Origin of the sequence: Streptomyces sp. OR43 (assembly GCF_008042275.1) — a bacterium.
GTDB lineage: Bacteria > Actinomycetota > Actinomycetes > Streptomycetales > Streptomycetaceae > Streptomyces.
Genome location: NZ_RDBK01000043.1, coordinates 2,264,918 through 2,291,239, shown reverse-complemented (window position 1 = coordinate 2,291,239; position 26,322 = coordinate 2,264,918). Strand labels below are relative to the sequence as shown.

The window sequence follows — 26,322 nt, the reverse complement described above, 5'->3', positions numbered from 1 at the left end:
CGGCCACTGGCTCGGCCACGGCCACGAGACCTGCCCCGGCAAGGGCCGCCCCGCGCCCGCGATGATGCAGCAGATCGACGGCCTCAAGGGATGCGTCGCCAACGCCTGGCCGTACGCGGCCGACGGGAAGTACCTCGGCGGCCCTTCGGTGCCGTGACACCGTCGGGCAGGGCCCGGTGCCTACCGGCCCCGGAACACCAGTCGTCCCGCCGCCACCGTCGCCACACAGCTCGCCGCGCCCGCCGCGAGGAGCGCTTCCTCGTCCGGTACGTCGAAGGCGGCGAGGTCCGCCCGTGCCCCGGCGGCGAGCGGCGCCGCCATCGCGTCGGCCACGGTCGCGGCCCCGGCGAGCGGATCGAGCCGGGGCGCGGCGCCCGGACGCTCCGGAGCGGGGGTGACCAGCAGCCCGGAGCGGCGCATGGCCGTGATCAGGGCGGGCGGTGCGGTGGGAGCGGCCGTCGCCGCGGTCGTGCCGTGGCGGAGCATCCGGTGCAGCCCGCGCCGCACGCTGCCGGCCCGCCAGGTGTCGTCCGGCCCGAGCGCGTCGAGTGCCTCGCCGGTCAGCGGCTCCGTGCCCAGGGTGTCCGCCTCACGCGGATCGGGGAAGTACGACTCCTCCAGCAGCCGGACCGCGTCCCGTTGCAGGAGGCCCGGGGCCAGGACGCCGGGCCAGCGCCGGACCCGGGCGGCGGGGTGGGCTGCGGCCAGTTCCCCGTACGGTCCGAAGTCCGCGATCACCGCGTCCCGCACGGCGACCGCCCCGCCGGGCACGGGTGCACGGCCGCCGCCCGGCAGGAGCAGGGCGGCGGCGTGAATCGTCAGCAAGGGGACAGACCCTAGTTGGCGTTGAGGAGCTTGAGTTCCGGGTGCGCCGTGCCGCCCTCGATCGCGGTGGACGAGATGTGCGAGACGACGCGCTCGTCGACCGGGTCGTTCGCCGGGTCGTCGTGGACGACGAGGTGCTCGTACGTGGTGGCGCGCTGGGCCGGGACGCGGTCCGCCTTGCGGATCAGGTCGATGATCTCCAGCCGGTTGGAGCGGTGCTTGGCACCGGCGGAGGAGACGACGTTCTCCTCCAGCATGATCGAGCCGAGGTCGTCCGCGCCGTAGTGCAGCGACAGCTGGCCGACCTCGACCTGATCGGCAAGTACGCGACCTTCACCGCCGACGTCTACATCGGCTGCGCCCTGGTGATGTTCGGCGTCTACCCGCTGCTGCTCGCCACCGTCGCCAAGGTCAGCCCGCTCCAGTTCTTCAAGGGCGCCTGGCCCGCGATCCAGCTGGCCTTCGTCTCCCGCTCCTCGGTCGGCACGATGCCGGTCACCCAGAAGGTCATCGACCGCCTCGAACTCACCGTGTACGCGGAGGCGTTGACGCCACACCGGCGCGGCACCGAGGTCACCGTGGTCACGGAGGCGAGGCTCGCCGACGAGCTGGTGTGGGAGTCCCGCAGCGGATACCTGTCCCGCCACACGCCCCGGACGCCCACGGCCCCGGCCACACCCGGACCGTCACCTTCCGCCGCTCCCGGACCGTCGCCCGCCGCCGCTCCCGAACCAGCACTCCCCGCCGCACCCGAACCGGCACTCCCCGCCGTCGCCGAGTGGCGGCTGCCCGCCGACCTCGGACGGCGCTACGGGGCCGCCTCCGGCGACCGCAACCCGATCCACCTGTACCCGCTGACCGCCCGGCTGTTCGATTTCCCCCGCGCCATCGCCCACGGTATGTGGACCGTCGCCCGCTGCCTCGCCGAAGCCCCGCAGCCCGACCCGGCCCACTCCGTCCACTCGGTACGGGCCGACTTCAGGGCCCCCGTCCTGTTGCCCGGCACCGTCACCTACGCCTCGGACGGCGCCGCCTTCCAGCTGCGCGGCGACGGCGGACGCGTTCACCTCACCGGGACGACGACGCCGACGGCCCCGGAGGCTGCCACGGGCGGCCGTTCATAAGGTTCTCCAGACCGGCCCAGGAGAAGTTCATCAAGGTGGCCGCCGCCTCCTTGGCCGAGACACCCGGAGTCTCGTTCGCCCACCCGGCGAGCGCCTCCGCGGCGCCCACCAACGCCTGCGCCAGCCCCGTCACATCGCGGTCGGGAAGCGCCGGATCATGGTGCGCCTCGCGCGCCGCGGCGCCGATCAGACCCGTCACGAACGCAACGATCTCCTCACGCATCACGTTCACCTCACCGGCGAACGGCTCCCCGTGCGTCCGCGCCTGCCGGTAGAGCACCGCCCAGCCGTCCGGGTTCTCCGCGGTGTGCGTGAAGAACGCCCGCAGCCCCTCCCACAGCTGCCGGTCCGCCGGCAGCCCCGGCTGCACACCCGCCTGCACGGCCGCGACCAGCGCTTTCGACTCACGCGCGATGCACGCGGAGAAGAGTTCGTCCTTGGAATTCAGGTAGAGGTAGACCAACGGCTTGGACACGCCCGCCAGCTCGGCGATCTCGTCCATCGAGGCCGCACGGAATCCGCGCTGCCCGAAGATCCGCACCGCGGCGTCCATCATCTGCTGCTCACGCACCGCGCGCGGCATCCGTTTGCTCTTCACAGCACCCACGTCGACTTCCTCCCGCCCCCGATGCGCTACTCCGCGGTAAGCGTACGGCGCGGGGCGCCCCACCGTCGTACGGAGCAGACGCCTCCCGGCCGGGACGGCCGGAAGTCACCGCCCCCACGACACACGGAAGCGCCCCCGGCCCGTGGGGACCGGAGGCGCTCCTGTGGATCACGCGTGTGCGGTTACGCGGCGACCGGCACGCGCTCCGGCTCGGTGTCGCGCACCTCGTCGTCGACCGGGGAGGAAGAGGCCGAGTTGTACGCGTCGTGGTCGAGGATCTTCTCGCGGGCCGAGACGATCACCGGGACGAGTGCCTGGCCGGCCACGTTCGTGGCGGTCCGCATCATGTCCAGGATCGGGTCGATGGCCATCAGCAGGCCGACGCCCTCCAGCGGGAGGCCCAGCGTCGACAGGGTGAGGGTCAGCATGACCGTGGCGCCGGTCAGACCGGCGGTGGCCGCCGAGCCGATCACCGAGACGAACGCGATGAGGATGTAGTCACCGACACCCAGCTGCACGTCGAAGATCTGCGCGATGAAGATCGCGGCGAGCGCCGGGTAGATCGCGGCGCAGCCGTCCATCTTGGTCGTCGCGCCGAACGGAACGGCGAAGGAGGCGTACTCCTTCGGGACGCCGAGGCGCTCGGTGACCTTCTGGGTGACCGGCATCGTGCCGACCGAGGAGCGGGAGACGAAGGCCAGCTGGATCGCGGGCCAGGCGCCCTTGAAGAACTGGAGCGGGCTGACCTTGGCGACGGTGGCGAGCAGCAGCGGGTAGACGCCGAACATCACCAGGGCGCAGCCGATGTAGACGTCGGCGGTGAAGGTCGCGTACTTGCCGATCAGGTCCCAGCCGTAGTCGGCGATGGCGTAGCCGATGAGGCCGACGGTGCCGAGGGGCGCGAGGCGGATGACCCACCACAGGGCCTTCTGGAGGAGCTCCAGGACCGATTCGCTGAGGGTGAGGATCGGCTGGGCCTTCTCGCCGAGCTGGAGGGCGGCGATACCGGCGACGGCGGCCATGAAGACGATCTGGAGGACGTTCAGCTCGGTGAACGGCGTGATCACGTTGTCCGGGATGATGCCGGTCAGGAAGTCGAGCCAGGAGCCGGAGTGCTCGGGGAGCTTGCCGTCCTTGGGCGTGAGGCCGGTGCCGGAGCCCGGGTTGGTGATCAGGCCGATCGCGAGGCCGATGGCGACCGCGATGAGCGAGGTGATCATGAACCAGAGCAGGGTGCGGGTGGCCAGCCTGGCGGCGTTGTTGACCTTGCGCAGGTTGGTGATCGACACCAGGATCGCGAAGAAGACGAGGGGCGCGACGGCCAGCTTCAGCAGCTGGACGAAGATGTGGCCGACCTTGTCCAGGGTGGTGTAGAGCCAGTCGATGTCCTGGCTGCGGGCGAGCCAGCCGAGCAGGACGCCGAGCACGAGGCCGGCGACGATCTGGGCCCAGAAGGGGACCTTGGGTATGCGGAAGCCGGAGCCGGAGGGCTCAGCGGTGGTGGACGCGGGGTTCGCGGACACGGACACACTCCAGATGTGACGCATCGGGACGCACGGGGACGGTGTGCGGAGGGGACGGGGTGCGGCGCCCGCGTCAGGGGCGGCGCCGCTGTGATGCCGGTATCAGACGTTGCGGCAACAGACCGCGGACATACAGCGGCAGAGATCGACATGCAGGCGCTCCACGAGCGGGATGCTCGTGGCAGGTCGCAGGCGCACAGCTGTCTTCATGTCGAACACGTTAACACTTGAACTTTGAGAACCTCAAAGGTCTTCTTTGGTCCCGAGGGGTGGGCCGCGGGCCCTCTCCCGCCTCCCGGGAACGCGAAAACCCCAGTACAGGAGCGCGCGCTCCGGTGCTGGGGTTTCGAGGAGAAAGGCGAGGGGTGTGAGGAAGCTTACAAAGTCCTTACTTCGCCCTCACGCCCTCCTTACTGGGTGACGCTGTCCTCGCGGGTGCGGTTGGCCTCAAGACGCGCCTTGGCGCGGTCGACCGAGGACACGATCTGCTCGGACATCTCGTCGCGCTGCTTGCGCAGGAGTACGTAGCTGAGCGGTGCGGAGAGCACCAGCGCGAGCAGGACGACCCAGACGATGTTGGATCCCCCGGCGCCGGAGGGGATGAGCCCGAAGTTGACGGCGATGGCGGCGACGACGAGGCAGCCGACGAAGATGCTCAGACGCATCGCGGTGTACCGGACGGTTGCGCTCGGCTTGGCAGCGGACACAGCTGGCCTTCTCTCTACGTACGACAGTCCTGCCCGACCAGTGAAGCATGCCCCACAATCGATCAGTTCGGAGGGCTGCGCCAACTGCCCGCCGGGGGCGGGCTCAGCCGAGCGGCAGCAGCATGATGACGTCGTCGCGGTCGTCGCCGTCGGCCACCCGGATCGCCCCCGGCACCCGCCCGACCTCCTTGTATCCGCAGGCGCCGTAGAAGCGGTCGGCGCCCGTGCCGCCGCGGCAGGTGAGGCGGATCGCCTCGATGCCGTCGATGGAGCGGGCGGCGTCGGCGGCCGCGGCCATCAGGTCGCGGCCGTAGCCGCGGCCCTGGTGGCGGGGGTGGACCATGACGGTGTAGATCCAGAGCCAGTGCGCCATCAGGCGGTGCGTGTTGTGGGTGAGGAAGGCCGTGGCGGCGATGGCGCCCTCCTCGTCGTAGCCGACGAGGATCCGGGTGCGCCCCTCGGCCATGGACACGAGGTGCTTGACCAGCTCCGGTCGCACGTCCTCGGCCGTCACGGGCGGCACGAAACCCACCGCGCCGCCCGCGTTGGACACATCGGCCCAGAGCTCGGCTATGCCGTCCCGGACCGACCGGTCGAACTTCGGGTCCAGCTCAAATGTAAGCGCCATAGGAGCAGATTAACCATTACTTGCCCTCTGCTCAACCACCGTCCGGAACGCGAGAAAGCTCCGGCCGGGGACGGCGGCCGGAGCTTTCGTTCAGCACTGCGCGCGACAGGGCGCGCGCCGGGTCAGACCCGCATCGGCTGCGGCGACTCGCGCCGCCCGGCGTCCGGGCCCGGGTACTCGCGGATGATCTCGTACCGGGTGTTGCGCTCCACGGGCCGGAAGCCGGCGTCGCGGATCAGGTCCAGCAGATCCTCACGGCCCAGCTTGTTCGGCGTGCCGTAGTTGTCCGCGTCGTGCGTGATCTTGTACTCGACGACCGAGCCGTCCATGTCGTCCGCACCGTGCTGGAGGGCCAGCTGGGCGGTCTGCACGCCGTGCATCACCCAGAAGACCTTGACGTGCGGGACGTTGTCGAACAGCAGGCGGGAGACCGCGAAGGTCTTCAGCGCCTCGGCGCCGGTCGCCATCGTCGTCCGCGCCTGGAGCTTGTTGCGGACCTTGCCGTCCTTCATGTCCACGAAGTCGTGCTGGTAGCGCAGCGGGATGAAGACCTGGAAGCCGCCGGTCTCGTCCTGGAGCTCACGCAGCCGCAGCACGTGGTCGACGCGGTGACGGGGCTCCTCGATGTGCCCGTACAGCATCGTCGCCGGGGTCTTGAGCCCCTTCTCGTGCGCGAGCCGGTGGATGCGCGACCAGTCCTCCCAGTGGGTGGCGTGGTCGACGATGTGCTGGCGGACCTCCCAGTCGAAGATCTCCGCGCCGCCACCGGTCAGCGACTCCAGACCGGCCTCGATGAGCTCGTCGAGGATCTCGGAGGCGGAGAGCCCGGAGATGGTCTCGAAGTGGTGGATCTCGGTGGCGGTGAACGCCTTGAGGGAGACCTGCGGCAGCGCTTCCTTCAGCGCGCTCAGCGAACGCGGGTAGTAGCGCCACGGGAGGGTGGGGTGCAGCCCGTTGACGATGTGCAGCTCGGTGAGGCTCTCGCCCTCCATCGCCTTCGCGAGGCGGACGGCCTCCTCGATGCGCATCGTGTACGCGTCCTTCTCCCCCGGCTTGCGCTGGAAGGAGCAGTACGCGCACGAGGCGGTGCACACGTTGGTCATGTTGAGGTGGCGGTTGACGTTGAAGTGGACGACGTCGCCGTTCTTCCGCGTACGCACCTCATGGGCCAGCCCGCCCAGCCAGGCCAGGTCGTCGGACTCGTAGAGCGCGATCCCGTCCTCGCGGGACAGTCGTTCGCCGTCCCGGACCTTCTGCTCCAGCTCGCGCTTGAGTCCCGCGTCCACTAGGGCGCCTCCCATTTCCTCTTCGTAACAGACTCAGATCACCGTACGCCTAGCCCTCTTCCGGGAGGTCTCCGACCCGGTTCTCCCACTTGGTGGAGAGCACGATCGTCGTACGCGTCCGGGATACGCCCTTGGTACCGCTGAGCCGGCGGATGGTCTTCTCCAGGCCGTCCACGTCGCCGACCCGGACCTTGAGCATGTAGGAGTCGTCGCCGGCGATGAACCAGGCGTCCTCGATCTCGGCGAGGTCCTTCAGCCGGTGGGCCACGTCCTCGTGGTCGGCGGCGTCCGAGAGCGAGATGCCGATCAGGGCCGTGACCCCGAGGCCGAGCGAGGCCGCGTCGACGGTGGCGCGGTAGCCGGTGATGACACCGGCGGTTTCCAGCCGGTTGATGCGGTCGGTGACGCTGGGCCCGGAGAGCCCGACGAGCCGCCCCAGCTCGGCGTACGAGGCCCTGCCGTTCTCCCTGAGGGCCTGGATGAGCTGCCTGTCCACCGCGTCCATGTGACTGAAACCTTCCATTGTTCAGCAGTTTCGCGAGTCTACGTGTAGAATCTAAGGCATGCGGGCTTCACGGCCTGCAAATCTTTCCGAACTTCCAAAAAATGCTTTCGAATCTTCAGGAGTGGATACACCGTGTACACGATCGAGATGGCCTACGCCCGGATGCGCGAGCTGCAGGACCTGGCCAACCGCTCGCGTGCCCACCAGCCCGCCACGGCCCACCGGGCCGGCCTGACGCGCAAGCTGCGCGCCTCCAAGAAGCGCTGACCCGACCCGGGTCAGCCGCGAGAGCCGCCACCGAGCTCTCCCTCCCAGCGGCGGTACAACCGGTGCGGCACCCCTGCCGCGTCCAGCACCCGTCCCGCGACGAAATCCACCAGGTCCTGGATGTGCGTCGCCCCCGCGTAGAACGCCGGAGAGGCGGGCAGCACGACCGCGCCCGCCTCGTCCAGGGCCACCATGTGCCGCAGCGTCTGACCGTTCAGCGGGGTCTCGCGCACCGCGACGACCAGCTTCCGCCGCTCCTTGAGCGTCACGCTCGCGGCCCGTTGCAGCAGGTCCTTCGAGAGCCCGAGCGCCACCCCGGCCACGCAGGCCGTCGACGCGGGCACGATCAGCATCCCCTTGGCCGGGTACGACCCCGAGGACGGCCCCGCGGCCAGATCGCCGGCAGCCCAGTGCCGTACGCCGGACACGTCCACGTCGAAGGTGTGCGGCTTCCCGTCCGCCCCCCGCGCCAGCCAGCCGGCCAGGTCCTCCCGCCAGTGCGCGTCGCGGAACGCGATCCCGGTCTCGTCCAGCAGCGTCAGCCGCGAGGCCCGGCTCACCACCAGATCGACGCTCTCCCCCGCGGCCAGCAGGCCGCGCAGCACGGACGCGGCGAATGGGGTGCCCGAAGCGCCCGAAACCCCGACAATCCAAGGCTTTCGCTGCGGTTGAGTCACTGAAGTCCCGGAATCCACACCCCTGAGCCTATCCGGCGCCGTGATCCGGTGGCGCGTCAGGAGTTGGGACGTCCGGCGGGCCCTACACCGTCAGGCCGCGCACCAGCAGGTCCAGCAGCGCGCACGCGAAGAGCGCGATCCCGATGAACCCGTTGACCTGGAAGAACGCCCGGTTCAGCCGCGACAGATCGTGGGGCCGCACCACCCGGTGCTCGTACACGAAGGCCACAGCGACGATCACCATGCCCACCCAGTAGAAGAGCCCGGCCTCCGTGGCCAGGCCGAACCAGACCAGCAGGCCCGTCGTCACCACATGGCAGACCCGCGCGCCCCACAGCGCCGCCGGGACACCGAAGCGCGCCGGGACGGACAGCACGCCGTGGGCGCGGTCGGCCTGAACGTCCTGGCAGGCGAAGATCAGGTCGAAGCCGCCGATCCACACACCGACGGCGAGCCCCAGGATGACCGCGTCCCACGACCAGCTGCCCGTCACCGCCAGCCAGGCCCCGACCGGGCCCATGGCCTGGGCGATACCGAGGATGGCGTGCGGGTAGTTCGTGAACCGCTTGCCGTACGGGTAGACGACCATCGGGATCACCGCGACGGGCGCCAGGGCCAGGCAGAGCGGGTTCAGCAGCGCCGCCGCGCCGAGGAAGACGACGACGGCGACGAGCGCGCCCGTCCACGCCGACTTCACCGACACCGCGCCGGTCACCAGCTCACGGCCGGCGGTGCGCGGGTTGCGGGCGTCGATCTCGCGGTCGATGATCCGGTTCGCGGCCATCGCGAACGTGCGCAGTCCGACCATCGCGACGGTGACCAGCAGCAGCGTCGTCCACTGGACGGACCCGTCGTCCAGGAACATCGCGGTCAGGGCGGCGATGTAGGCGAAGGGCAGCGCGAAGACCGAGTGCTCGATCATCACCAGCCGCAGGAACGCCTTGACCTTGCTGTTCGGTTGCGCGGGGCCGGAGCCCAGGGTCGCTTCGGCGGCGCTCACAGTCCGTATTCCTTCCAGCGGCGGTCGACCTTCGCCGCCGTGTCCGGGTCGGACTCGACCATGTCCGGCCAGCCCCCGTCCCGGGTGTAGCCCTCCTCGGGCCACTTCTTCGTCGCGTCGATGCCCGCCTTGCCGCCCCAGAACTGCTGGTACGAGGCGTGGTCGAGGTGGTCGACCGGGCCCTCGGCGACGGTGAGGTCACGTGCGTAGTCGGTGTTGCCGAGGGCCCGCCAGGACACCTCGTGCAGATCGTGGACATCACAGTCGGAGTCCACGACGACGATCAGCTTCGTCAGCGACATCATGTGCGCACCCCAGATCGCGCTCATCACCTTCTGCGCGTGCTTGGGGTACTTCTTGTCGATCGAGACGATCGCACAGTTGTGGAAGCCACCGGACTCGGGCAGGTGGTAGTCCACGATGTCCGGCACGATGATCTTGAGCAGCGGCAGGAAGAACCGCTCGGTGGCCCGCCCCAGCGGACCGTCCTCGGTCGGCGGACGGCCGACGACGATGGACTGGAGCAGCGGCCGCTTCCGCATCGTCACGCAGTCGATGGTCAGTGCGGGGAACGGTTCCTGCGGCGTGTAGAAGCCGGTGTGGTCGCCGAACGGCCCCTCGGGAAGCATCTGGCCGGGCTCCAGCCAGCCCTCGATGACGACCTCGGCGTTGGCCGGGACCTGGAGCGGGACGGTCTTGCAGTCGACCATCTCGATGCGCTTGCCCTGGATGAACCCGGCGAAGAGGTACTCGTCGATGTCGCCGGGCAGCGGGGCGGTGGAGGCGTACGTGACCGCGGGCGGCGCGCCGAAGGCGATGGCGACGGGCAGCCGCTCGCCGCGCTTGGCGGCGACCTGGTAGTGGTTGCGGCTGTCCTTGTGGATCTGCCAGTGCATGCCGATGGTGCGGCGGTCGTGGCGCTGGAGGCGGTAGAGCCCGAGGTTCCGGACGCCGGTCTCGGGGTGCTTGGTGTGGGTGAGCCCCAGGTTGAAGAAGGAGCCGCCGTCCTTGGGCCAGGTGAACAGCGCGGGCAGCTGGTCCAGGTCCACGTCGTCGCCGGTGAGGACGACCTCCTGGACGGGGGCGTTCTCGGACTTCACCTTCTTCGGCGGTACGTGCACCATCGTGCCGAGCTTGCCGAAGGCCTCCCGTACGCCGACGAAGCCGTGCGGCAGTTCGGGCTTGAGCAGTCCGCCGATCTTGTCGCTGATGTCGGCGTAGGACTTGAGCCCGAGGGCCTTGAGGAGGCGCTTGTCGGTGCCGAAGACGTTCATGGCCAGGGGCATCGAGGAGCCCTTGACGTTCTCGAAGAGCAGCGCGGGTCCGCCGGCCTTGTTCACCCGGTCGACGATCTCACCGACCTCCAGGTAGGGGTCGACCTCGGCCTTGATGCGCTTGAGCTCGCCCTCGCGCTCCAGGGCCCGGAGGAGGGAACGAAGATCGTCGTAAGCCATGCCGTCCAGTCTGACATCCCGCCTGCCGCAGGCTGCCGGGGCTCCCCCGCGTCGGCCGTGCCGCATCGCGGCCACGGGAGTGGGCGTCCCGTGGCCGCGATGCGGCCGCCGATGGTTCCGGGGTGGATGTCAGCAGGTGCCGAGGTCTTCCCAGACACCCCAGTCCCCGGTGGTGCCGGGCTGCTCGCCCTGGGTCCACCACTTGGCGCGCCAGGTGTGGCCGTCGAGGGAGGCGGTGTCGCCGCCGTTGTAGATCCGGCCGGCCTCCCAGCCCGATGCCGCGCAGTCGCCCGGGTCCGGATCGCCGGGGTCGCCCGGGTCGGTGCCGCCGCCACCGATGTTCACGTCGATGCAGGCGTAGAAGGCGTTCGACGTGTCGGCGACGTTCCAGACCGCGAGGACCTTCTGCTTGCCCGAGAGGGACCCGAAGTTCACGTGGTGGGTCACTGTGGCGCCGGGCTGGGCACCGCCGTCGTTGAACTCGGCCACCTTGGTGCCGCCGACGTAGTACTGCCAGGTGCTCGTGGCATGCCGGGCGGTCAGCGCCCAGGAGAAGTCGGCCGAACCGGCGACCGGGGTGACCTTCCAGCCCTTGCTGTCGTCGTCGAGCTCGGCGAACTGGGAATTTCCGCCGCTGCAGCTCCGCAGGCCCTTCGGGCCCTCGACGCTCTGCGGTTCGTACTTGATCTGACCGCAGGGGACGGTGCCCGCGGCGCACTGGGCCTGGCGGCTCGGGGGTGAGGAGACGTATCCGTGCGCACTCGCTGTGGTGGCGGGCAGGGCCACCGCGATGAGGGGGGCGATCCCCGCACCGATCACGAGAGCCAGTCTTCGCTTGGCGTTCATGCCAACTCCTTCGCTGAAGGGGCTGCCGACGGCAACGGCAGCATCAGGACGCGCCCGCACCGGCGTGGTCCCGTGGCGTGAGGCGTACCGCGCACGGTGAACACACGGGTGCGGCCGGTGGCGAGGGGGGCGCCGCCCCGCAGACCCTTCGCGCGCCACCGGTCACGCACTGTCGACCGGGGCTCACCTTTAGGTCTAGACCATACTCGGGGCGGGGCGCCCGTCAAGAGAACGCACAGCCGTCGATCGCCCCGACATCGCACGCGGCGTCCTCCCCCAACACCCCCTACTGGGAAGGGGGTTGGTGTCGGGACGAGAAGCCGGGCCCCGCGCGAGGGCTATGCGGCCTTTCGGGGAGAAGAGCGAGGAATGGGCGACGCCTCGGACGGCAGCCGCCCGGTCACGCCCGGCCGGGCCCCGCACCCCGGCCCGCTCCCCCCGAGGACGTAACGGGCACCCGCTACTCTGGGCGCGTCACCGGGGCGGGGCATCGCCCCGCCAACTCTCCTCGGGGGGACCTCTCCACCATGCTCCGGGCCCTGATCTATCTCCTGCCTCTGGCGCTGACGATCTACGCGTTCATCGACTGCCTGAACACCCCGGAGGACGAGGCCAAGCACCTCCCGAAGGTCGCCTGGGTCTTCATCATCCTGCTGTTCTGGATCGTCGGCCCGATCGTGTGGCTGGCCGCGGGCAAGCTGCGCCAGGTGCCCGACGGAGGCCGTACGCCGTCCGAATGGCACCGCAACCACCGTCAGCGGTGGGTGGCGCCCGACGACAACCCCGACTTCCTGAAGTCGCTCAAGGACGAGAACGAGAAGGACGAGGCCGTCCTCAAGGACTGGGAGGCGGACCTGCGCCGCCGCGAGGACGAGCTCAAGCGGCGGGAGAGCGGTCCGGAGTCGACCCCGCCCGCTTCCTGATCCCGGGCCCGCCGCAGCACCCGGTCGCGATCGTTCGAAAATCTTCACCCCCCTCCAACACCCGGCCGATATCCTCGTGTTGACGGAGTGACAGATCGGGTGGGCTGCGGTGCTGGGGGTGCTGTGGAGCGAGACCTGTACGGGCGCGAGGCAATTTTCGGTGACGACGGACTTGCGGCGCGGCTGACCGGTCTCACTCCCCACGGTTCGCGGCGGGTCACCTGCGAACACGGTGACGACCCGCCCGTCGCGGTGCTGACCGGCGGCCGGGGCATGGGCAAGACGGCCGTGCTCAAGCAACTGCGCAGCCTGTACCGGGAGATCACCCCGGTCGCCCTGGTGGACTGCGAGGCCGTACGGCCGCCCGCGGACCCGGGACCCGGCTGGACACCCGTCACGGGCGTGCTTCCCGAACTGGCCACCCAACTCACGGCGCGGGTGCACGCGGCCCGCCCGGTGCAGTTCCCCCGGCTCGGCCTGGGCCTGGTCGCGGTGGCCTCGGTGTCCTGGCGGCGGGAGGACGAGTCCCGGGCCCAGCGCGACCTCCAGTCACTCGGCCCCGTGCTGGCGACGCTCGACACCCGGGCCGACACCGCGACGGGCTGGGTCACCAAGGTCCTGACGAAGCTCGCGGCCGGGGCGTTCGACTCGATGGCGCCGATGGCCGGCATGGTCGCCGAGGCGACCGTGGAAACGGTCCTGGAAGAGACGTTCAGCCGCTTCCAGCGGCGCTCGGCGGACTGGTACGGCACCTACCCGCACGCGGGCGGCAACGGGCGCATCGGCCTGCGGCAGCTCGCGGTCGACTTCGAACGCGGCGGCGATCTGCGTCGCCGCGCCGAGGACCACCTGGTGCTGGCCCTGGTCGAGGACCTGGTCCGGGCCTACCGGGGAATGGCGCGCGGCGCCCGGCGCGGCCGCCCGGTCCTGCTCCTGGACAACGCCCACACCCCGCTGGGCCGGCAACTCGTCGAACCCCTGCTCCGGCAGCGCGCGGGCGGTGTGCGCGACCAGATCGCCGTGTTCGCGTCCTCGCGCGTCCACGACCACGCGGGCCTGAGCCACGCGGTGCGCCGAAGGCTGCCCGAGGTCGCGCACGCCTCGCACTGGGTCCGCGGCACGGAGGTGACGTCCGGGATCCTGGCCGTCGGCCTCACCCCGCTGGACGCCGCCCATGTGCGCTCCGCGCTCGACCGGCACGATCCGCACGGCCGCACCCCGGCCGGGCTGGCGCGCGGCGTCCACCGGCTGACGGGCGGCCGGCCGCTGGGGGTGGCGTTGCTGGCGCAGGCGGCGGGCGAGTCACCGGACCCGGGCGACCTGGTGCCGGGGTCGCTGCTGGAGCGCACGGTGGAGCTGCGGGAGGACCGGCCGCCGGTCCGGGTCGCCGACGAACTGCTGGAGCGGCTGCTGCCCGGACAGCGCCCGGACGTACTGAGCGTGCTGGCCGCCGCGCACGGCGAGGACTCGGCCCGCCTGCTGGCCACCACCCGGCTGCGCGGGGAGTCCCTGGACGGCGATGTGGCGCTGCGGGTACGGGACGCGCTGCGGTCCGAGGACTGGCCGGTGGGGCCGGAGCACTTCGTCGCCGATCCGCTGCTGCGGTCGCTGCTCCTGCACCGGCTGCGGTTCCAGGACGACGACCCGCCGTACTACGCGGCGTGGCGCGCGGTGCACGAGACGCTGCGTTCGGCGTACGCCGCCGGGGGCAGCTGCCCGAGCGAACCGCACCGGCTGCACCAGGAGCTGGTGCTGGGCGCGGCGGAGGACTGTGTGACGCATCTGCGGGTGCAGTTCGCCCGGCCCGACGTGCTGAGCTGGCTCGGCGCGCTGCGCTTCATCGCCTCGGCCCCCTGCCCCCGCCCGCCCGGCAGCACGGGCCCCGATCCGCGGCGGGCCGTCGCGCTGGGCCGGGCGGCGGCCTCCGACGAGCAACGGGACGCGCTCGCCGGGCTCGACGAGCGGGCCGTCGAACTCCAGTTGCAGCTGCGGCGGCTGCTCCACGCCGTCTGGCTGCTGTCCGATCCGCTGGCCCTGCCCGACGAAGAGGTGATCGACAAGATGGCGCACGAGCTGCGGCAGCTGTCCGGCAGGCATCCCACGGGGCACGCGGTGCTCTGGGACGCGGCGACGCACTGGCCGCGCGATCTGCGGGACTGGCGGGCCCTGTCCATGCCGCCGGGCGCGCCCGTGCCCGCCCGGGCCGGGCAGCCGGGTCCGGGGGGCGGTGGCCCGGATGCGTAACCCGCTGCGGTACCGGCTGTGGTGGACCACCCGGCAGAAGATCATCACCTCGGTCGTCGTGGGCGCCCTGCTGGTCACGGCCGGCTGGTACGGGGCGGACCGGCTGACCGAGCCCGAGGACCGGTCCTGCGCGACGGGGGTCTCCCGGCCGCAGGGCAGCGACGAGTGCGTCGGGGTGTCCGGGGACGGCTACGACTTCGGGCAGTCACAGCTGACCGAGGTCGCCGCGGCGATCGGCCGCGAGAACAGCTCACTGAAGGCGGGCGGGTACGCGACCGTCGCGCTGCTGCTCCCGCTGACCTCGACCGACACGTCCATGCGGACGAAGGTGCTGCACGAGCTCCAGGGCGCGTTCGCCGCGCAGTACCGGTCCAACCACCGGGCGAACGGGCAGGTTCCGCAGATCCGGGTGGTGCTCGCCAACACCGGGAGCAACAACCTGCGGTGGCGTCCGGTGGTGGACCGGCTGCTGACGATGACGGGAGCCCCGCACCGGCTGCGCGCGGTGTCCGGGGTCGCGATCAGCAGTACGCAGGCCAAGGAGGCCGTGAAGGAGCTGACCGGGGCCGGGATTCCGGTCGTGGGCTCCACGATCACCGCCGACGACATCGCCAACGGCCCCTCCGGCGACCCGTTCCCGGGCCTCGCCCGGGTGTCCCCCACCAACCGGGACGAGGCCCGCGCCCTCGCCTCGTTCGGCGAGGTCGAGGCGGACAAGGCGCTGCTGGTGCAGGACACCCGCAGCGGCGACCACTACACGGACACCCTGAAGTCGGCGTTCAGCACCCTGCTGAAGGGCTCGAAGTACGAACCGGAGCTGTTCACCTCGCGGGAGGACCCGTACGACGAGGGGACCACGGCCAACACGTTCGAGCAGATCACCCATCTCATCTGCGACACCGACGCGGACACGGTGTTCTTCGCCGGGCGCCACGTACAGCTGCGCCAGTTCGTCAACGCGCTGGGGGCGCGCGGCTGTCAGAGCCGCCGGTTCACGGTCCTCACCGGGGACGAGGGCTCCTATCTGGGCGACGACAAGAAGCTCGACCGCGACGCGCTGCGGCGCAAGGTGACGGTCCGCTACGCCTCGCTGGCGCATCCGGACGCCTGGCCCGCGGTGGCGGCCGGCAAGAAGCAGCCGACCGGTGGTTCGGCACAGGACTACCGGGCGTTCACGGGTCTGCTGGCCGAGCTGGCGAAGAAGCCGGCCGGCCCGATCGGTCCGACCGCGCACGACGACCTGACGGACGGCCAGCTGATCATCGCCCATGACGCGATGACGCTGGCGGTGGCGGGGATCCGGCGGGCGACCACGGACGGGAAGGAACTGCCGGACCTGGCGGACGTGGGCGGCCAGTGGCCCCGGGTGAAGGGGTCGCTGCGGGTGCGGGGGGCCAGCGGCTGGATCTGCCTGGACAACCACGGCAACCCGTACAACAAGGCCGTACCGGTGGTGGAGCTGGCGCCGGACCCGCCGCACCAGCGGTTCTCGGCGCTGGCGTGGCCGGAGGGCGCGCCGCCGAAGGAGCAGTGCCTGCCGCCCTCGTCGGCGCCCTGACCCCGGAGAACGAAACGGCTGCCCGCCCCCGCCGGAGCGGGGACGGGCAGCCGTGCGGTGCGGGCGGCTCAGACGCCGGCGTAGGAGTGCTTGCCGGTGACGAAGATGTTGACGCCGTAGTAGTTGAAGATCCAGCAGCCGAACGCGATCAGCGCCAGGTAGGCGGCCTTGCGGCCCTTCCAGCCGGCCGTCGCGCGGGCGTGCAGATAGCAGGCGTACGCGACCCAGGTGATGAAGGACCAGACCTCCTTCGGGTCCCAGCCCCAGTAGCGGCCCCAGGCGTCACCGGCCCAGATCGCGCCCGCGATGATCGTGAACGTCCACAGCGGGAAGACCGCCGCGTTGATCCGGTACGAGAACTTGTCGAGGCTCGACGCGGACGGCATCCGGGAGAGCACGGAGTGGGCGAACGCGCCGGGCTCCTGCCCGTTGGCGAGCTTGCTCTCGTAGCTGTCGCGGAAGAGGTAGATGAGCGTGCCGATGCCGCCGATGAAGAACACGGCGCCGCAGATGATGGCGGTGGAGACGTGGATCCACAGCCAGTACGAGTGCAGTGCGGGCACCAGCTGGTCGCTGGAGGTGTAGAGCACCGTGGTCGCGAGGCCGAGATCCAGCAGGACGGCCGTGATCAGGATCAGGCCCATCCAGCGGACGTTCTTCTTCAGGGCCAGCAGGGCCAGGTACGCGCCGACCGCCACCGTGGAGAACGTGATGGAGAACTCGTACATGTTGCCCCAGGGGGCGCGCTGCACGGACAGCGCGCGGGCGATGACCCCGCCCGCCTGGATCAGGAAGGCGAGCACGGTCATGGAGACCGCGATCCGCCCGTAGAGGTCGCCCTTGAAGGTGCCGCCCGCGGCGCCGGGACCGTCCGGGACGTCGCGCGATCCGGCCGCGGACCGGGTGACGATCTTCGGCCGCTCCAGGACGGCGGTGCCGCCCTTCTGCGCGACCTGGACCTTCACCGTGCCGGCGGCGGCGGCCTGCTCGGTCGTCAGTGAGGCGGCGGTGCGGCCGACCTTGCTGCGGGACCCGAACACCCACTCCGCGATGTGTGCGAAGAAGGCCAGGGTGTAGACGGCCATCGACGAATAGATCAGCACATTGCTGGTATGTGCCAGGTTCTCGTTGGTTGCGGCGGCGAGATTCACTTCTCAGCCCCTTCGGAAGGTTCTGCGGAGGACGCGGCGACGACGTGGGTGCCGGAATCCGGATCGGTGTCGGGGTCGGTGTCTGGGCCGGGCGCCGTGGGCGCGACGGCGTTGAGCGTGACCGCGAGATCGGCCAGCTCCTCGGGAAGCTTCGCGGACTCGCTGCGGCCGAGCCCTGCCATTTCGACGACGGTGACGCCGTCGGCGCCGCGTACGGCACGGATCCAGACCCGGCGGCGCTGGATGAACAGCGAGCCCGCCAGTCCGGCGATCGCGCCGATGGCTCCGGTGAGCGCCCATCCGCTGGCGGGCTGCTCCGAGATCTGGAAGCTCGCCCACTCCTGGAGGCCCTCGAAGGTGATGGAGCCGGCCCCGTCGGGCAGCTTCATCGTCTCGCCGACCAGCAGCCGCTGCTTGAGCTGCTCGCCCTTGGAGTCCTTGAACTCCTTCATCTTCGACTTGTCGAGCTGGTAGACGTTCTGCGCCAGTCCGGAGTCGACGCCGAGCGAGCCGTGGAAGCCGTTGAGCGCCAGGACCGGCATGTCGGCGGCGGGGAACTGCGAGAACATCGTGCCCTTGCCGCTGCCGGCGAAGGTCGGCACGAAGAAGGCCTGGAAGCCGAGCTGGTCCTTCTTGCCGTTCTTGTCGCGGTAGCCGTCCATCACCTTGATCGCACCGGACGAGGTGACGTTGTTGTCCAGCGGCAGCAGCGGCACGGCGGCCTTGTAGACCTCCTTGCCCCTGCCGTCCTTGACGGAGACGACGGGCGCGTAGCCGTGGGCGTTGAGATAGACCTTCGTACCGTCGACGACGAGCGGCTCGTTGACCTTGATGACCTTCTTCTTCGGCTTGCCGTAGGCGCCGTCGGAGTACGTCACGTGCGCCTCGTACGTCCGGGGCGTACCGACCTGCGGGCCGCTGCGCTCGTACGTGCCGATGAAGTCGTCGAGGGTGAAGCTGAAGGGGACCAGCCCGTCGTTGTCGAAGAGCGAGCCGGACTTGAAGTTGTCGTACTGGGTGATCGTGTTGGAGAACCCGTCTCCCTCGACGACGAGCTTGGCGCCCTCGGACTTGAAGAGCTGTCCCCAGGCGAAGGCCACCAGCATCACGATGAGCGCGATGTGGAACATCAGGTTCCCGGCCTCGCGCAGATAGCCCTTCTCGGCGGCGACCGCGTCCCCGTCGACGTGGGCCCGGTAGCGGCGCCTGCGCATCATCGCGAGCGCGGCCTCGTGGACCTGTGCGGGCTCCGCCTCGGTGCGCCAGGTGGTGTACGCGGGCAGCCGGGTCAGGCGCTTGGGTGCAAGCGGCGGACGGCTGCGCAGCTGGCCGATGAACGTGCCGGTGCGCGGCACGATGCAGCCGATGAGGGAGACGAACAGCAGGATGTAGATCGCGGAGAACCACACCGAGCTGTAGACGTCGAAGAACTGGAGCTTCTCGTAGATCGGCGAGACGGTGGTGTGCAGCCCCTTGAAGGTCTGCACCTTGAGTTCGTCGACGCTGTTCTGGGGGATCAGCGAGCCGGGGATGGCGCCGAGCGACAGCAGGAAGAGCAGGATCAGCGCGACCCGCATGGAGGTCAGCTGCCGCCAGAACCAGCGGATCCAGCCGATGACACCCATGGCGGGAAGGCTCGCCAGGGCCTCCTCGCGGGGGGCGGTGGAGAGCTGGGAGCCTGCGGCGCCGAGCTCCCGGGCGGTCTCCCGGTCCTGCTCGGCGCGCACCTCCCGCTCATCGGGGCGCTCGCGCTCCTGGGACGACGGGTCGGACGTGGTGTTGCTCATCGGTACTCAGATCCCCACCGTGAAGCCGGCGGACCAGCCCTGTAGTTCCTGCATCATGCTGCCCCACGCGCCGGTCAGCAGCAGCAGCCCGGTCACGATCATCATGCCGCCGCCGATGCGCATGACCCAGGCGTAGTGGCGCTTGACCCAGCCGAACGCGCCGAGCGCCTTGCGGAAGGCGACGGCCGCGAGCACGAAGGGCAGGCCGAGGCCGACGCAGTACGCGACGGTCAGTATCGCCCCGCGTCCGGCGGTGCCCTGGTCCATCGCCAGCATGCTCACCGAGCTCAGCGTCGGGCCGAGGCACGGCGTCCAGCCGATCCCGAAGAGCGCTCCGAGCAGCGGGGCGCCCACCAGGCCGGTCACCGGCTTCCTGTGGATGCGGAACTCGCGCTGCGTCATCCACGGCATCAGGCCCATGAAGAAGACCCCCATGAGGATCATCAGCACGCCGAGGACCTTGGTGAGCGGCCCGCTGTTCGCCTGGAGCGTGTCGCCGAAGTAGCCGAAGAGCGCGCCGCCGGAGACGAACACGGCGGTGAAGCCGGCCACGAAGAGCGAGGCGCCCGCGACCATGCGCCCCCGCCGGGCGTCCGCCAGGTCGGCGCCGCTGACCCCGGTGACGTAACTGAGGTAGCCGGGCACCAGCGGCAGGACGCACGGCGAGAAGAAGGAGACGAGCCCGCCGAGCAGGGCGATGGGCAGGGCCACCAGCAGTGCCCCGCTCAGGACCGTCTCGTTCTGCGTGGCGGCGGCGAGCGTGATCACCTGATCACTTCTCCGCGATCAGGGGGTCGAGCATCTTGCGCAGCTTGGTGTCGTCGAGCGGTCCCACGACGCGGGCGGCCAGCTTGCCCTCCCGGTCGATGACGACGGTCGACGGGATGGACTGCAACCTGAAGGTTCCCTTGGGGAACCGCAGCAGGAGCTTGCCGGTCGGATCGTAGAAGCTGGGGTAGGTGACCCCGAAGTCCTTCTCGAAGCTGATGGCCTGGGCCGGTTCCGGGTCGCGGGTGTTGACCCCGACGAACTGGACGCCCTGGTCCTTCGTCTCCTTGGCCACCTTGTTGAAGTACTTGGATTCCAGTCTGCACGGGGCGCACCACGAGCCCCAGGCGTTGAGGACGATGACCTTGCCCTTGTAGTCGGCGAGGTCGAGCTTCTCGCCGTCCAGGCTCTTGCCGTCGATCTTCGGCGCCTCGGCCCGCTCGCCCTTGGCCGCGGTCGAGATCCCGCCGTTGCCGGTGACGAAGTTCGTGTCGCCGCCGCCACCGGTCTCGCTGTCCGAACTGCACGCGCTCAGCGTCAGTGCCAGCGCGACGGCCGCCGCGGGGGCGGCGAGCAGGGTGAAGCGGCGTCGGGATGCGCGGCCATAGCTCATGTGAAAAGTTTCGCATGGCGGTTCCGGGGATCTTGGGCACCCCCCTCGGTGCCCGTAAAGCCCGTTGTCAGGCTTGTTTAAAGAACGCGTTCCAGCCGCCTTCGGGGGCCTGACCGACCTCCAGCGTACGAAGCTTCGCGAGCACCGCCGGGTCCTGGACGTCGAGCCAGTCGACGAACTGCCGGAAGGAGACGAGGCGCACATCCGGCTTCCCCGCGATGTGCTTGAGCGCGTCCTCGACCGCATCCATATAGATGCCGCCGTTCCACTCCTCGAAGTGGTTTCCGATGTAGAACGGCGCACGGTTCGTCTCGTACGCGCGCTGGAAACCGCTGAGGTACGACTGGGTGGCCTGGTTCCGCCAGCCCGGATACCGGGACGGCATTCCCTTGGTCGAATTCTGCGACTGGTTGGCCAGGATGTTGTAGTCCATGGAGAGGACCTCGAAGCTGTGCCCGGGGAACGGGATGCCCTGGAGCGGCAGGTCCCAGACGTCCATGCGCTTGGTGGGCCACACCTGGGTGCCGCCGGGCGAACTGGCGTCGTAGCGCCAGCCCAGTTTCTTCGCGGTGGGCAGCAGATTGTCCTGTCCGAGCAGACAGGGGGTACGGCCGCCGACCAGTTCCTTGCGGTAATCGAAAGGCAGCGGATCGAGGTCGGTCCAGCCGGTGTTGGTGCGCCATTCGGTGACGAAGGAGATCGACTGATCGATTTCGCTCTGCCACTGGGAGGGCGACCAGTTTCCCACCGATCCGGAGCCGCCGCAGAAATGCCCGTTGAAGTGCGTGCCGATCTCGTGGCCGTCGAGCCAGGCCTCGCGCACGCCCTTCAGCGTCTCCTTGATGTGCCCGTCGGTGAGATAACCGATGTCGGAGGCGCCGATGGGGTTGTTGGGCGGACGGTAGAGGGTTTTCTTCGATTCGGGCAGCAGATACAGCCCCGAGAGGAAGAAGGTCATCTTCGCGTCGTGTTCCCTGGCGAGTTCCAGGAAACGCGGGAACAGCCCGTTGCCGACCTCGCCGGCGCCGTCCCAGGAGAAGATCACGAACTGCGGCGGCTTCTGCCCGGGTTCGAGCGGCACGGGGGCGGACGGCTGGTGCGGCTGCTTCCCGGTGTCCGCGGTGGAACCGTCACCGATGGCGCGGACGTCCTTCTTCGCGGGCCCGTTGCCCTTGACCGCGCCGTCGGCCCCCTTCTCGCCCTTGGCGCCCTTGTCCGGGCCCGCCCCACCCGTATCGGACCCGCCGGAGGAACTGCAGCCCGCCACCCCGATGGCGGCCGCGGCCCCAAGACCGGCTCCGAGCAAACCCCTTCGGCTGATGTCGCGCATGCTGTTCCCATCTGCGGTCGTTTTGCCTCAAGTCCATACAAACTGGCAAAGGCTTAGATGGGTGAAGCAACACGGGGGTTCCTCGAATTAGCACACAATTCTTTGCGGAACCAGACCCCAGCCATGACCGAACGCAAGATCGACTCCGAAACCGCCCGAAACACGGCAGGCCGAAACCCCGGACGGCAGAATTCCGCCCGGTCGGCCCACGAAATGATCAGCGGGCCAATCAAGCCCGTCCGGCGTTTGAGGACAAAACGGTCACCAGGTCGCACCCGGGCCCGCCCACCGGCCGAACCGGGGCGGGCCCGAACCGAGAGACCCCCGGCCAACGGCCGGCTACGCGCCGAACCCCTTCGACGCCCCCTTCACCGGCTTCGCCCCCGCCAGCAGATGCGCCGGCACCAGATCCCGGGCCGGCTCCGCGTACCCGACCGACACGATCTTGTCGCCCTGGTACGTGAAGCTGGTCAGCGAGGCGAGCGTGCACTGGCGCTTGCGCGGGTCGTGCCACAGCCGCCGCCGCTCCACGAAGCTGCGGACGATCCAGATCGGCAGCTGGTGGCTGACGCACACCGCCTCGTGACCGCGCGCCGCGTCACGCGCCGCGTCCAGGGCGCCCATCATCCGTACGACCTGCTCGATGTACGGCTCACCCCACGACGGCCGGAACGGGTTCGTCAGGTGCTTCCAGTTGTCCGGCTTGCGCAGCGCCCCGTCGCCCACGCCGAAGGTCTTGCCCTCGAAGACGTTGGCGGCCTCGATGAGCCGCTCGTCGGTGGCGAGGTCCAGGCCGTGCGTCTTGGCGATCGGCGTCGCCGTCTCCTGGGCCCGCTCCAGCGGGGAGGCGACGACATGCGTGATGTCGCGCTTGTCCAGGTGTTCGGCGACCCGGTCGGCCATCTGCCGGCCGAGCTCGGAGAGGTGGTAGCCGGGGCGGCGCCCGTACAGCACGCCCTCCGGGTTGTGCACCTCTCCGTGGCGCATCAGGTGGACGACGGTGATGTCCCTGCGTCCGGCGTTGCTGCTGGTCTCGCTCATGCGGTGGCCTCCGATGCGGCGCGGGCTGCGGCGGGCAGCGCGGCGGCGATCCGCTCGACGGCCCGGCTGTCATGGGCGGTGGAGACGAACCACGACTCGAACGCGGACGGCGGGAGGTAGACACCCTGCGCCAGCATCGAGTGGAAGAACGCGGTGAAGCGGAAGGCTTCCTGCCGCTTGGCGTCGTCGTACGTGCGGACCGGACCGTCCGTGAAGAAGACGGAGAACATGTTGCTCGCGGCCTGCACGGTGTGCGCGACCCCCTCCTTGTCGAGGGCCTGGCTCACCAGCCCCCGGATCTCCGCGGAGACCGCGTCGACCTTCGCGTACGCGGCATCGTCCAGCAGGCGCAGCTGGGCGAGACCGGCGGCGGTCGCGACCGGGTTACCGGAGAGGGTGCCCGCCTGGTAGACGGGGCCGACGGGGGCCAGGTGCGCCATCACGTCGGCGCGGCCGCCGAACGCCGCGGCCGGGAAGCCGCCGCCCATGACCTTGCCGAACGTCATCAGGTCGGGCCGCACCCCGTCGACGCCGAACCAGCCGGCCTTCGACGTACGGAACCCGGTCATGACCTCGTCCGAGATGTACAGCGCACCATTGGCGGCGCAGATCTCCTTCAGCCCCGCGTTGAAACCGTCCAGCGGTGGCACGACGCCCATGTTGCCCGGCGACGCCTCGGTGATCACACAGGCGATCTCTCCGGGCTGCGCGGCGAAGGCGGCCCGCACGGCCTCCAGGTCGTTGTACGGCAGCACGATCGTGTCGCCGGCCTGGGCGCCGGTGACCCCCGGCGTGTCCGGCAGCCCGAAGGTCGCAAGCCCGGACCCGGCGGCGGCGAGGAGCGCGTCGACGTGGCCGTGGTAGCAACCGGCGAACTTCACGATCTTCGCCCGGCCGGTGAAGCCACGGGCGAGGCGGATCGCGGACATGGTCGCCTCGGTGCCGGACGACACGAGCCGTACCTGCTCCACGGGCTCGACCCGGGCCACGATCTCCTCGGCGAGCGCGACCTCGCCCTCGCCGGGCGTACCGAAGGAGGTGCCGCGGGCGACGGCCTCCTGGACGGCGGCGATGACAGCGGGGTGGGAATGGCCGAGAATCATCGGCCCCCACGAGCACACGAGGTCGACGTACTCACGACCGTCGGCATCGGTGAGGTACGGACCGGTACCGGAGACCATGAAGCGGGGCGTACCGCCCACGGCCCGGAAGGCACGTACGGGAGAGTTCACGCCACCGGGCGTCACGAGGGACGCGCGGTCGAAAAGCGTCTGCGAAACTGGGGCGCTATAAGGAAAGCTCACACATGCCATGGTGTCAGAGCCACGGACGGTCTTGCGGACGGGTGTTTCACCGGACGTTCGCGGGGGAGGTCACTGACACGATGATCGGGTTGCGCGGCGGGGGCTGTGTCTCCTAGTTAGTAGTCGGGTGGATGAGATATGCATCGCGGTGGCGAAGTGGGCGAAGGCACCGACGACCTGGGGCCCGAGCCTGCCCGGCGGGGTCGGCACCGGCGCGAGGCTGAGCGCAAGCAGGGCATACAGGCCGGCGGTGCGCAGGTCGGAGCCGGAAGCAGGAGCAGTGGCGGGATGGGGGTGACCTACAAGTATTTCGGGGCCCCGGACGGCGCGACTGCCGCACGTGTGCCCATTTCCATGCGGCCCGAGGAGCTCGGCGGCGACGAGCTGGGCATGGGCGGCATGTTCACCAAGATCAAGCCGGAGACGGTCGCCGCGATGGTCCTCACCGGCATACAGGGCATACCCCTGCACAAGGTCCCGCCGCTGGAGCTGGTTGTGCTGCACCCCGACTACGCGGTGGTCAAGCTCCCCATGACGGTCGTGGACCCGCTGCGCGGCGTCGGCGAGGAGTCCGTGGGTGCCGCGGCCTTCATCTGGTCGACGGTCCCGGACCGCGGCGGCCCGCGCGACGCGTTCAACGTCTATCAGCTGCTGCACGAGTGGCAGGACTTCAGCCACCGCCTCCACGACGCGGGGCATCAGGCGTACTGCCTGGTCTGGCCCTGACCCGCGCCTGCGGAGCGACCCGCGTGAGCGGGCCCGTCGAAGTCACCCCTTCGTCAATCGCCGTTAGTTATAGAATTGCGCCGTGAGCAGCGAGGATGACGCCCTGGAGGCCTTGGTCGCACTGGGGGACCCGGTGCGACGCGGACTGTACCGGCACGTCTCGGGGACGCCGGGCGAGGTGGGCCGGGACGCCGCGGCCGAGGCGGTCGGGATCTCCCGTTCGCTGGCCGCGTTCCACCTGGACAAGCTGGTCGAGGCCGGCCTGCTGGAGGTGTGCTTCCGGCGGCTTTCGGGGCGCAGCGGCCCGGGGTCCGGGCGGCCCTCGAAGCTGTACCGGAGGGCCGACGGCGAGCGCACGGTGTCGGTGCCGCCCCGCTCCTACGACTCGGCGAGCCGGCTGCTGGCCGAGGTGGTGGAGCGGGCCGGGCTCGACGGGGAACTGCAGGCGGCGGCCAGGGCTGCCGGGGAGGCCTCGGGCGGTGCCCCGGGGTGCGACGCGGATCCGGTCGAGGTCCTGCGGGCGCGCGGTTACGAGCCGTTCTGGGACGAGGGGACGCTCCGGCTGAACAACTGCCCCTTCCATGCGCTGGCCGATCAGTTCCCCGCCCTGGTCTGCGGGATGAACCTGGCAGGAATCGAGGGCCTGCTCAAGGGGCTGCCCGGCGGCCGGGACTGGAGCGCGGCGATGGACCCCCTTCCGCACGGGTGCTGCGTCGCGCTCGAAACCGCGAAGGGGACGGGGCCGGGCGCCGAACCGGAAGTCGCCGCAGCCGCACCGACGCCGCACACGGAACCGTAGCCGAAGTCTAAAAACAGCATTCGTTGACTTTAGAAGGTTCACCCGGGCATGCTTGCCCCCGTGAGCGACTTCCACCTTGCCCAAGTCAACGTCGGGCGCATGCTTGCCCCACTCGACAGCCCCCAGCTGGCCGGCTTCGTCGCCCAGCTCCAGGAGATCAACGCCGTCGCCGACCAGGCCCCCGGTTTCGTCTGGCGCATGGTCGACGACAGCGGAGCCGACGCGACGAACCTGCGCCCCGAGCACGACGACGACCTGCTTCTGATCAACTGCTCGGTCTGGGAATCGGTCGAGGCACTGCGGAACTACACGTACCGCAGTGACCACCTCAAGGTGCTCGCGCGCCGCCGTGACTGGTTCGAGCGCCTCGCCGACGTCTCCGTCGCGCTGTGGTGGGTCCCCGCGGGGCACCGCCCGGGCATGGCGGAGGCGATGAGCCGTATCGCCCTGATCCGCGAGCAGGGCGAAGGACCCGAGGCCTTCACCTTCCGGGCGCCGCACCCGCCGCCGTCCGGCTCCCCCGCCGAAGCCGCGCACGCCCGCCAGGGCACCCCGTCCCGCACGGAACACACGCCCACTGAACGCACGCCCGCCGAACACGCACCCCGCTGAGCGGGCCGCCGCCGAAC

26 protein-coding genes and 2 pseudogenes are annotated in these 26,322 nt (G+C 70.2%); 9 read left to right on the top strand and 19 right to left on the bottom strand.

What is annotated here, in order from left to right; all coding sequences use genetic code 11:
- Positions 1-157 (top strand): annotated as a pseudogene (locus tag EAO72_RS44330) (DUF3152 domain-containing protein); the annotation flags it as partial.
- A gap of 23 nt (positions 158-180) precedes the next feature.
- On the opposite strand, the gene EAO72_RS29205 reads toward EAO72_RS44330, so the two are convergent.
- Positions 181-825, bottom strand: a complete 645-nt coding sequence (locus EAO72_RS29205; RefSeq protein WP_148020141.1) for an imidazolonepropionase-like domain-containing protein — start codon at positions 823-825, stop codon at positions 181-183.
- Positions 826-836: 11 nt separating this feature from the next.
- Positions 837-1,139, bottom strand: a pseudogene (locus EAO72_RS29200) (dehypoxanthine futalosine cyclase); the annotation flags it as partial.
- Between EAO72_RS29200 and EAO72_RS29195 the strand changes: the two are divergent.
- The gene (locus EAO72_RS29195; protein ID WP_187285265.1) at positions 1,110-1,949 is read left to right on the top strand and encodes a MaoC family dehydratase; all 840 of its coding nucleotides are present in this window, start codon (positions 1,110-1,112) and stop codon (positions 1,947-1,949) included. The pseudogene EAO72_RS29200 and the gene EAO72_RS29195 overlap by 30 nt on opposite strands.
- Here the strand turns inward: EAO72_RS29195 and EAO72_RS29190 are convergent.
- The 6 genes from EAO72_RS29190 to EAO72_RS29165 all read right to left on the bottom strand — a co-directional run bounded on the left by EAO72_RS29190 (position 1,894) and on the right by EAO72_RS29165 (position 7,205).
- The gene (locus EAO72_RS29190; protein WP_148022107.1) at positions 1,894-2,532 is read right to left on the bottom strand and encodes a TetR/AcrR family transcriptional regulator; all 639 of its coding nucleotides are present in this window, start codon (positions 2,530-2,532) and stop codon (positions 1,894-1,896) included. The genes EAO72_RS29195 and EAO72_RS29190 overlap by 56 nt on opposite strands.
- 206 nt (positions 2,533-2,738) lie before the next feature.
- The gene (locus EAO72_RS29185) at positions 2,739-4,079 is read right to left on the bottom strand and encodes a dicarboxylate/amino acid:cation symporter (protein WP_148020140.1); all 1,341 of its coding nucleotides are present in this window, start codon (positions 4,077-4,079) and stop codon (positions 2,739-2,741) included.
- Positions 4,080-4,489: 410 nt separating this feature from the next.
- Complete coding sequence (locus EAO72_RS29180; protein ID WP_148022106.1) at positions 4,490-4,744, bottom strand: DUF4229 domain-containing protein; 255 nt, start codon at positions 4,742-4,744, stop codon at positions 4,490-4,492.
- Positions 4,745-4,889: 145 nt separating this feature from the next.
- A complete protein-coding gene (locus tag EAO72_RS29175; RefSeq protein ID WP_187285263.1) occupies positions 4,890-5,414 on the bottom strand; it encodes a GNAT family N-acetyltransferase in 525 nt (174 codons plus the stop codon).
- A 122-nt stretch (positions 5,415-5,536) separates the two neighbouring features.
- Positions 5,537-6,700, bottom strand: a complete 1,164-nt coding sequence (gene mqnE / locus EAO72_RS29170; RefSeq protein ID WP_148022104.1) for an aminofutalosine synthase MqnE — start codon at positions 6,698-6,700, stop codon at positions 5,537-5,539.
- A 49-nt stretch (positions 6,701-6,749) separates the two neighbouring features.
- Positions 6,750-7,205 carry an Lrp/AsnC family transcriptional regulator gene (locus tag EAO72_RS29165; protein ID WP_148020139.1) on the bottom strand — a complete coding sequence of 152 codons (456 nt, stop codon included), beginning with the start codon at positions 7,203-7,205 and terminating at the stop codon, positions 6,750-6,752.
- A 132-nt stretch (positions 7,206-7,337) separates the two neighbouring features.
- On the opposite strand from EAO72_RS29165, the gene EAO72_RS43390 reads away from it, so the two are divergent.
- Positions 7,338-7,472 carry a hypothetical protein gene (locus EAO72_RS43390; protein ID WP_261991664.1) on the top strand — a complete coding sequence of 45 codons (135 nt, stop codon included), beginning with the start codon at positions 7,338-7,340 and terminating at the stop codon, positions 7,470-7,472.
- An 11-nt stretch (positions 7,473-7,483) separates the two neighbouring features.
- Here EAO72_RS43390 and EAO72_RS29160 read toward each other — a convergent pair whose 3' ends face one another.
- From EAO72_RS29160 to EAO72_RS29145, 4 genes are all read right to left on the bottom strand, one after another.
- Positions 7,484-8,149: a UbiX family flavin prenyltransferase gene (locus tag EAO72_RS29160; RefSeq protein ID WP_148020138.1), complete on the bottom strand. Its 666-nt coding sequence runs from the start codon at positions 8,147-8,149 to the stop codon at positions 7,484-7,486.
- A gap of 82 nt (positions 8,150-8,231) precedes the next feature.
- Entirely contained in the window at positions 8,232-9,149 is a 918-nt protein-coding gene (mqnP, locus tag EAO72_RS29155) for a menaquinone biosynthesis prenyltransferase MqnP (RefSeq protein WP_148020137.1), read from the bottom strand.
- A complete protein-coding gene (locus EAO72_RS29150) occupies positions 9,146-10,603 on the bottom strand; it encodes a menaquinone biosynthesis decarboxylase (RefSeq protein WP_148020136.1) in 1,458 nt (485 codons plus the stop codon). Before EAO72_RS29150 ends, mqnP begins: the two co-directional genes overlap by 4 nt.
- Before the next feature lie 129 nt (positions 10,604-10,732).
- The gene (locus tag EAO72_RS29145) at positions 10,733-11,449 is read right to left on the bottom strand and encodes a lytic polysaccharide monooxygenase (protein WP_148020135.1); all 717 of its coding nucleotides are present in this window, start codon (positions 11,447-11,449) and stop codon (positions 10,733-10,735) included.
- 527 nt (positions 11,450-11,976) lie between these two features.
- Between EAO72_RS29145 and EAO72_RS29140 the strand changes: the two genes are divergently transcribed.
- The 3 genes from EAO72_RS29140 (at position 11,977) to EAO72_RS29130 (ending at position 16,174) form a co-directional block, all read left to right on the top strand.
- Positions 11,977-12,372: a PLD nuclease N-terminal domain-containing protein gene (locus EAO72_RS29140; protein WP_148020134.1), complete on the top strand. Its 396-nt coding sequence runs from the start codon at positions 11,977-11,979 to the stop codon at positions 12,370-12,372.
- Positions 12,373-12,495: 123 nt separating this feature from the next.
- A complete protein-coding gene (locus EAO72_RS29135) occupies positions 12,496-14,616 on the top strand; it encodes a hypothetical protein (protein WP_148020133.1) in 2,121 nt (706 codons plus the stop codon).
- Positions 14,609-16,174 (top strand): ABC transporter substrate-binding protein, encoded by a 1,566-nt coding sequence (locus EAO72_RS29130; protein ID WP_148020132.1) that lies wholly within the window; start codon positions 14,609-14,611, stop codon positions 16,172-16,174. The genes EAO72_RS29135 and EAO72_RS29130 overlap by 8 nt, the downstream gene beginning before the upstream one ends.
- Before the next feature lie 68 nt (positions 16,175-16,242).
- On the opposite strand, the gene ccsB is transcribed toward EAO72_RS29130, so the two are convergent.
- The 7 genes from ccsB to hemL all read right to left on the bottom strand — a co-directional run bounded on the left by ccsB (position 16,243) and on the right by hemL (position 24,177).
- The gene (gene ccsB, locus EAO72_RS29125; protein WP_148020131.1) at positions 16,243-17,325 is read right to left on the bottom strand and encodes a c-type cytochrome biogenesis protein CcsB; all 1,083 of its coding nucleotides are present in this window, start codon (positions 17,323-17,325) and stop codon (positions 16,243-16,245) included.
- Positions 17,322-19,112, bottom strand: a complete 1,791-nt coding sequence (gene resB, locus EAO72_RS29120) for a cytochrome c biogenesis protein ResB (RefSeq protein ID WP_187285262.1) — start codon at positions 19,110-19,112, stop codon at positions 17,322-17,324. The genes ccsB and resB overlap by 4 nt, the downstream gene beginning before the upstream one ends.
- Before the next feature lie 6 nt (positions 19,113-19,118).
- Positions 19,119-19,880 (bottom strand): cytochrome c biogenesis CcdA family protein, encoded by a 762-nt coding sequence (locus EAO72_RS29115; RefSeq protein ID WP_148020130.1) that lies wholly within the window; start codon positions 19,878-19,880, stop codon positions 19,119-19,121.
- Between the two features lie 4 nt (positions 19,881-19,884).
- Positions 19,885-20,493 carry a TlpA family protein disulfide reductase gene (locus EAO72_RS29110; RefSeq protein ID WP_148020129.1) on the bottom strand — a complete coding sequence of 203 codons (609 nt, stop codon included), beginning with the start codon at positions 20,491-20,493 and terminating at the stop codon, positions 19,885-19,887.
- 67 nt (positions 20,494-20,560) lie between these two features.
- Positions 20,561-21,823 (bottom strand): polysaccharide deacetylase family protein, encoded by a 1,263-nt coding sequence (locus EAO72_RS29105; RefSeq protein WP_148020128.1) that lies wholly within the window; start codon positions 21,821-21,823, stop codon positions 20,561-20,563.
- A 339-nt stretch (positions 21,824-22,162) separates the two neighbouring features.
- On the bottom strand, positions 22,163-22,864 hold the full coding sequence (locus tag EAO72_RS29100) for a histidine phosphatase family protein (protein ID WP_148020127.1): 702 nt from the start codon (positions 22,862-22,864) through the stop codon (positions 22,163-22,165).
- Entirely contained in the window at positions 22,861-24,177 is a 1,317-nt protein-coding gene (hemL, locus tag EAO72_RS29095) for a glutamate-1-semialdehyde 2,1-aminomutase (RefSeq protein ID WP_148020126.1), read from the bottom strand. Before hemL ends, EAO72_RS29100 begins: the two co-directional genes overlap by 4 nt.
- A 279-nt stretch (positions 24,178-24,456) precedes the next feature.
- Between hemL and EAO72_RS29090 the strand changes: the two genes are divergently transcribed.
- The 3 genes from EAO72_RS29090 (at position 24,457) to EAO72_RS29080 (ending at position 26,305) form a co-directional block, all read left to right on the top strand.
- Positions 24,457-24,894, top strand: coding sequence for a hypothetical protein (locus tag EAO72_RS29090; protein WP_003968390.1), 438 nt, complete (start codon positions 24,457-24,459; stop codon positions 24,892-24,894).
- An 82-nt stretch (positions 24,895-24,976) separates the two neighbouring features.
- Entirely contained in the window at positions 24,977-25,693 is a 717-nt protein-coding gene (locus tag EAO72_RS29085; RefSeq protein WP_148020125.1) for a helix-turn-helix transcriptional regulator, read from the top strand.
- Positions 25,694-25,753: 60 nt separating this feature from the next.
- Positions 25,754-26,305 carry a DUF3291 domain-containing protein gene (locus EAO72_RS29080; protein WP_148020124.1) on the top strand — a complete coding sequence of 184 codons (552 nt, stop codon included), beginning with the start codon at positions 25,754-25,756 and terminating at the stop codon, positions 26,303-26,305.
- Positions 26,306-26,322: the final 17 nt, after the last annotated feature.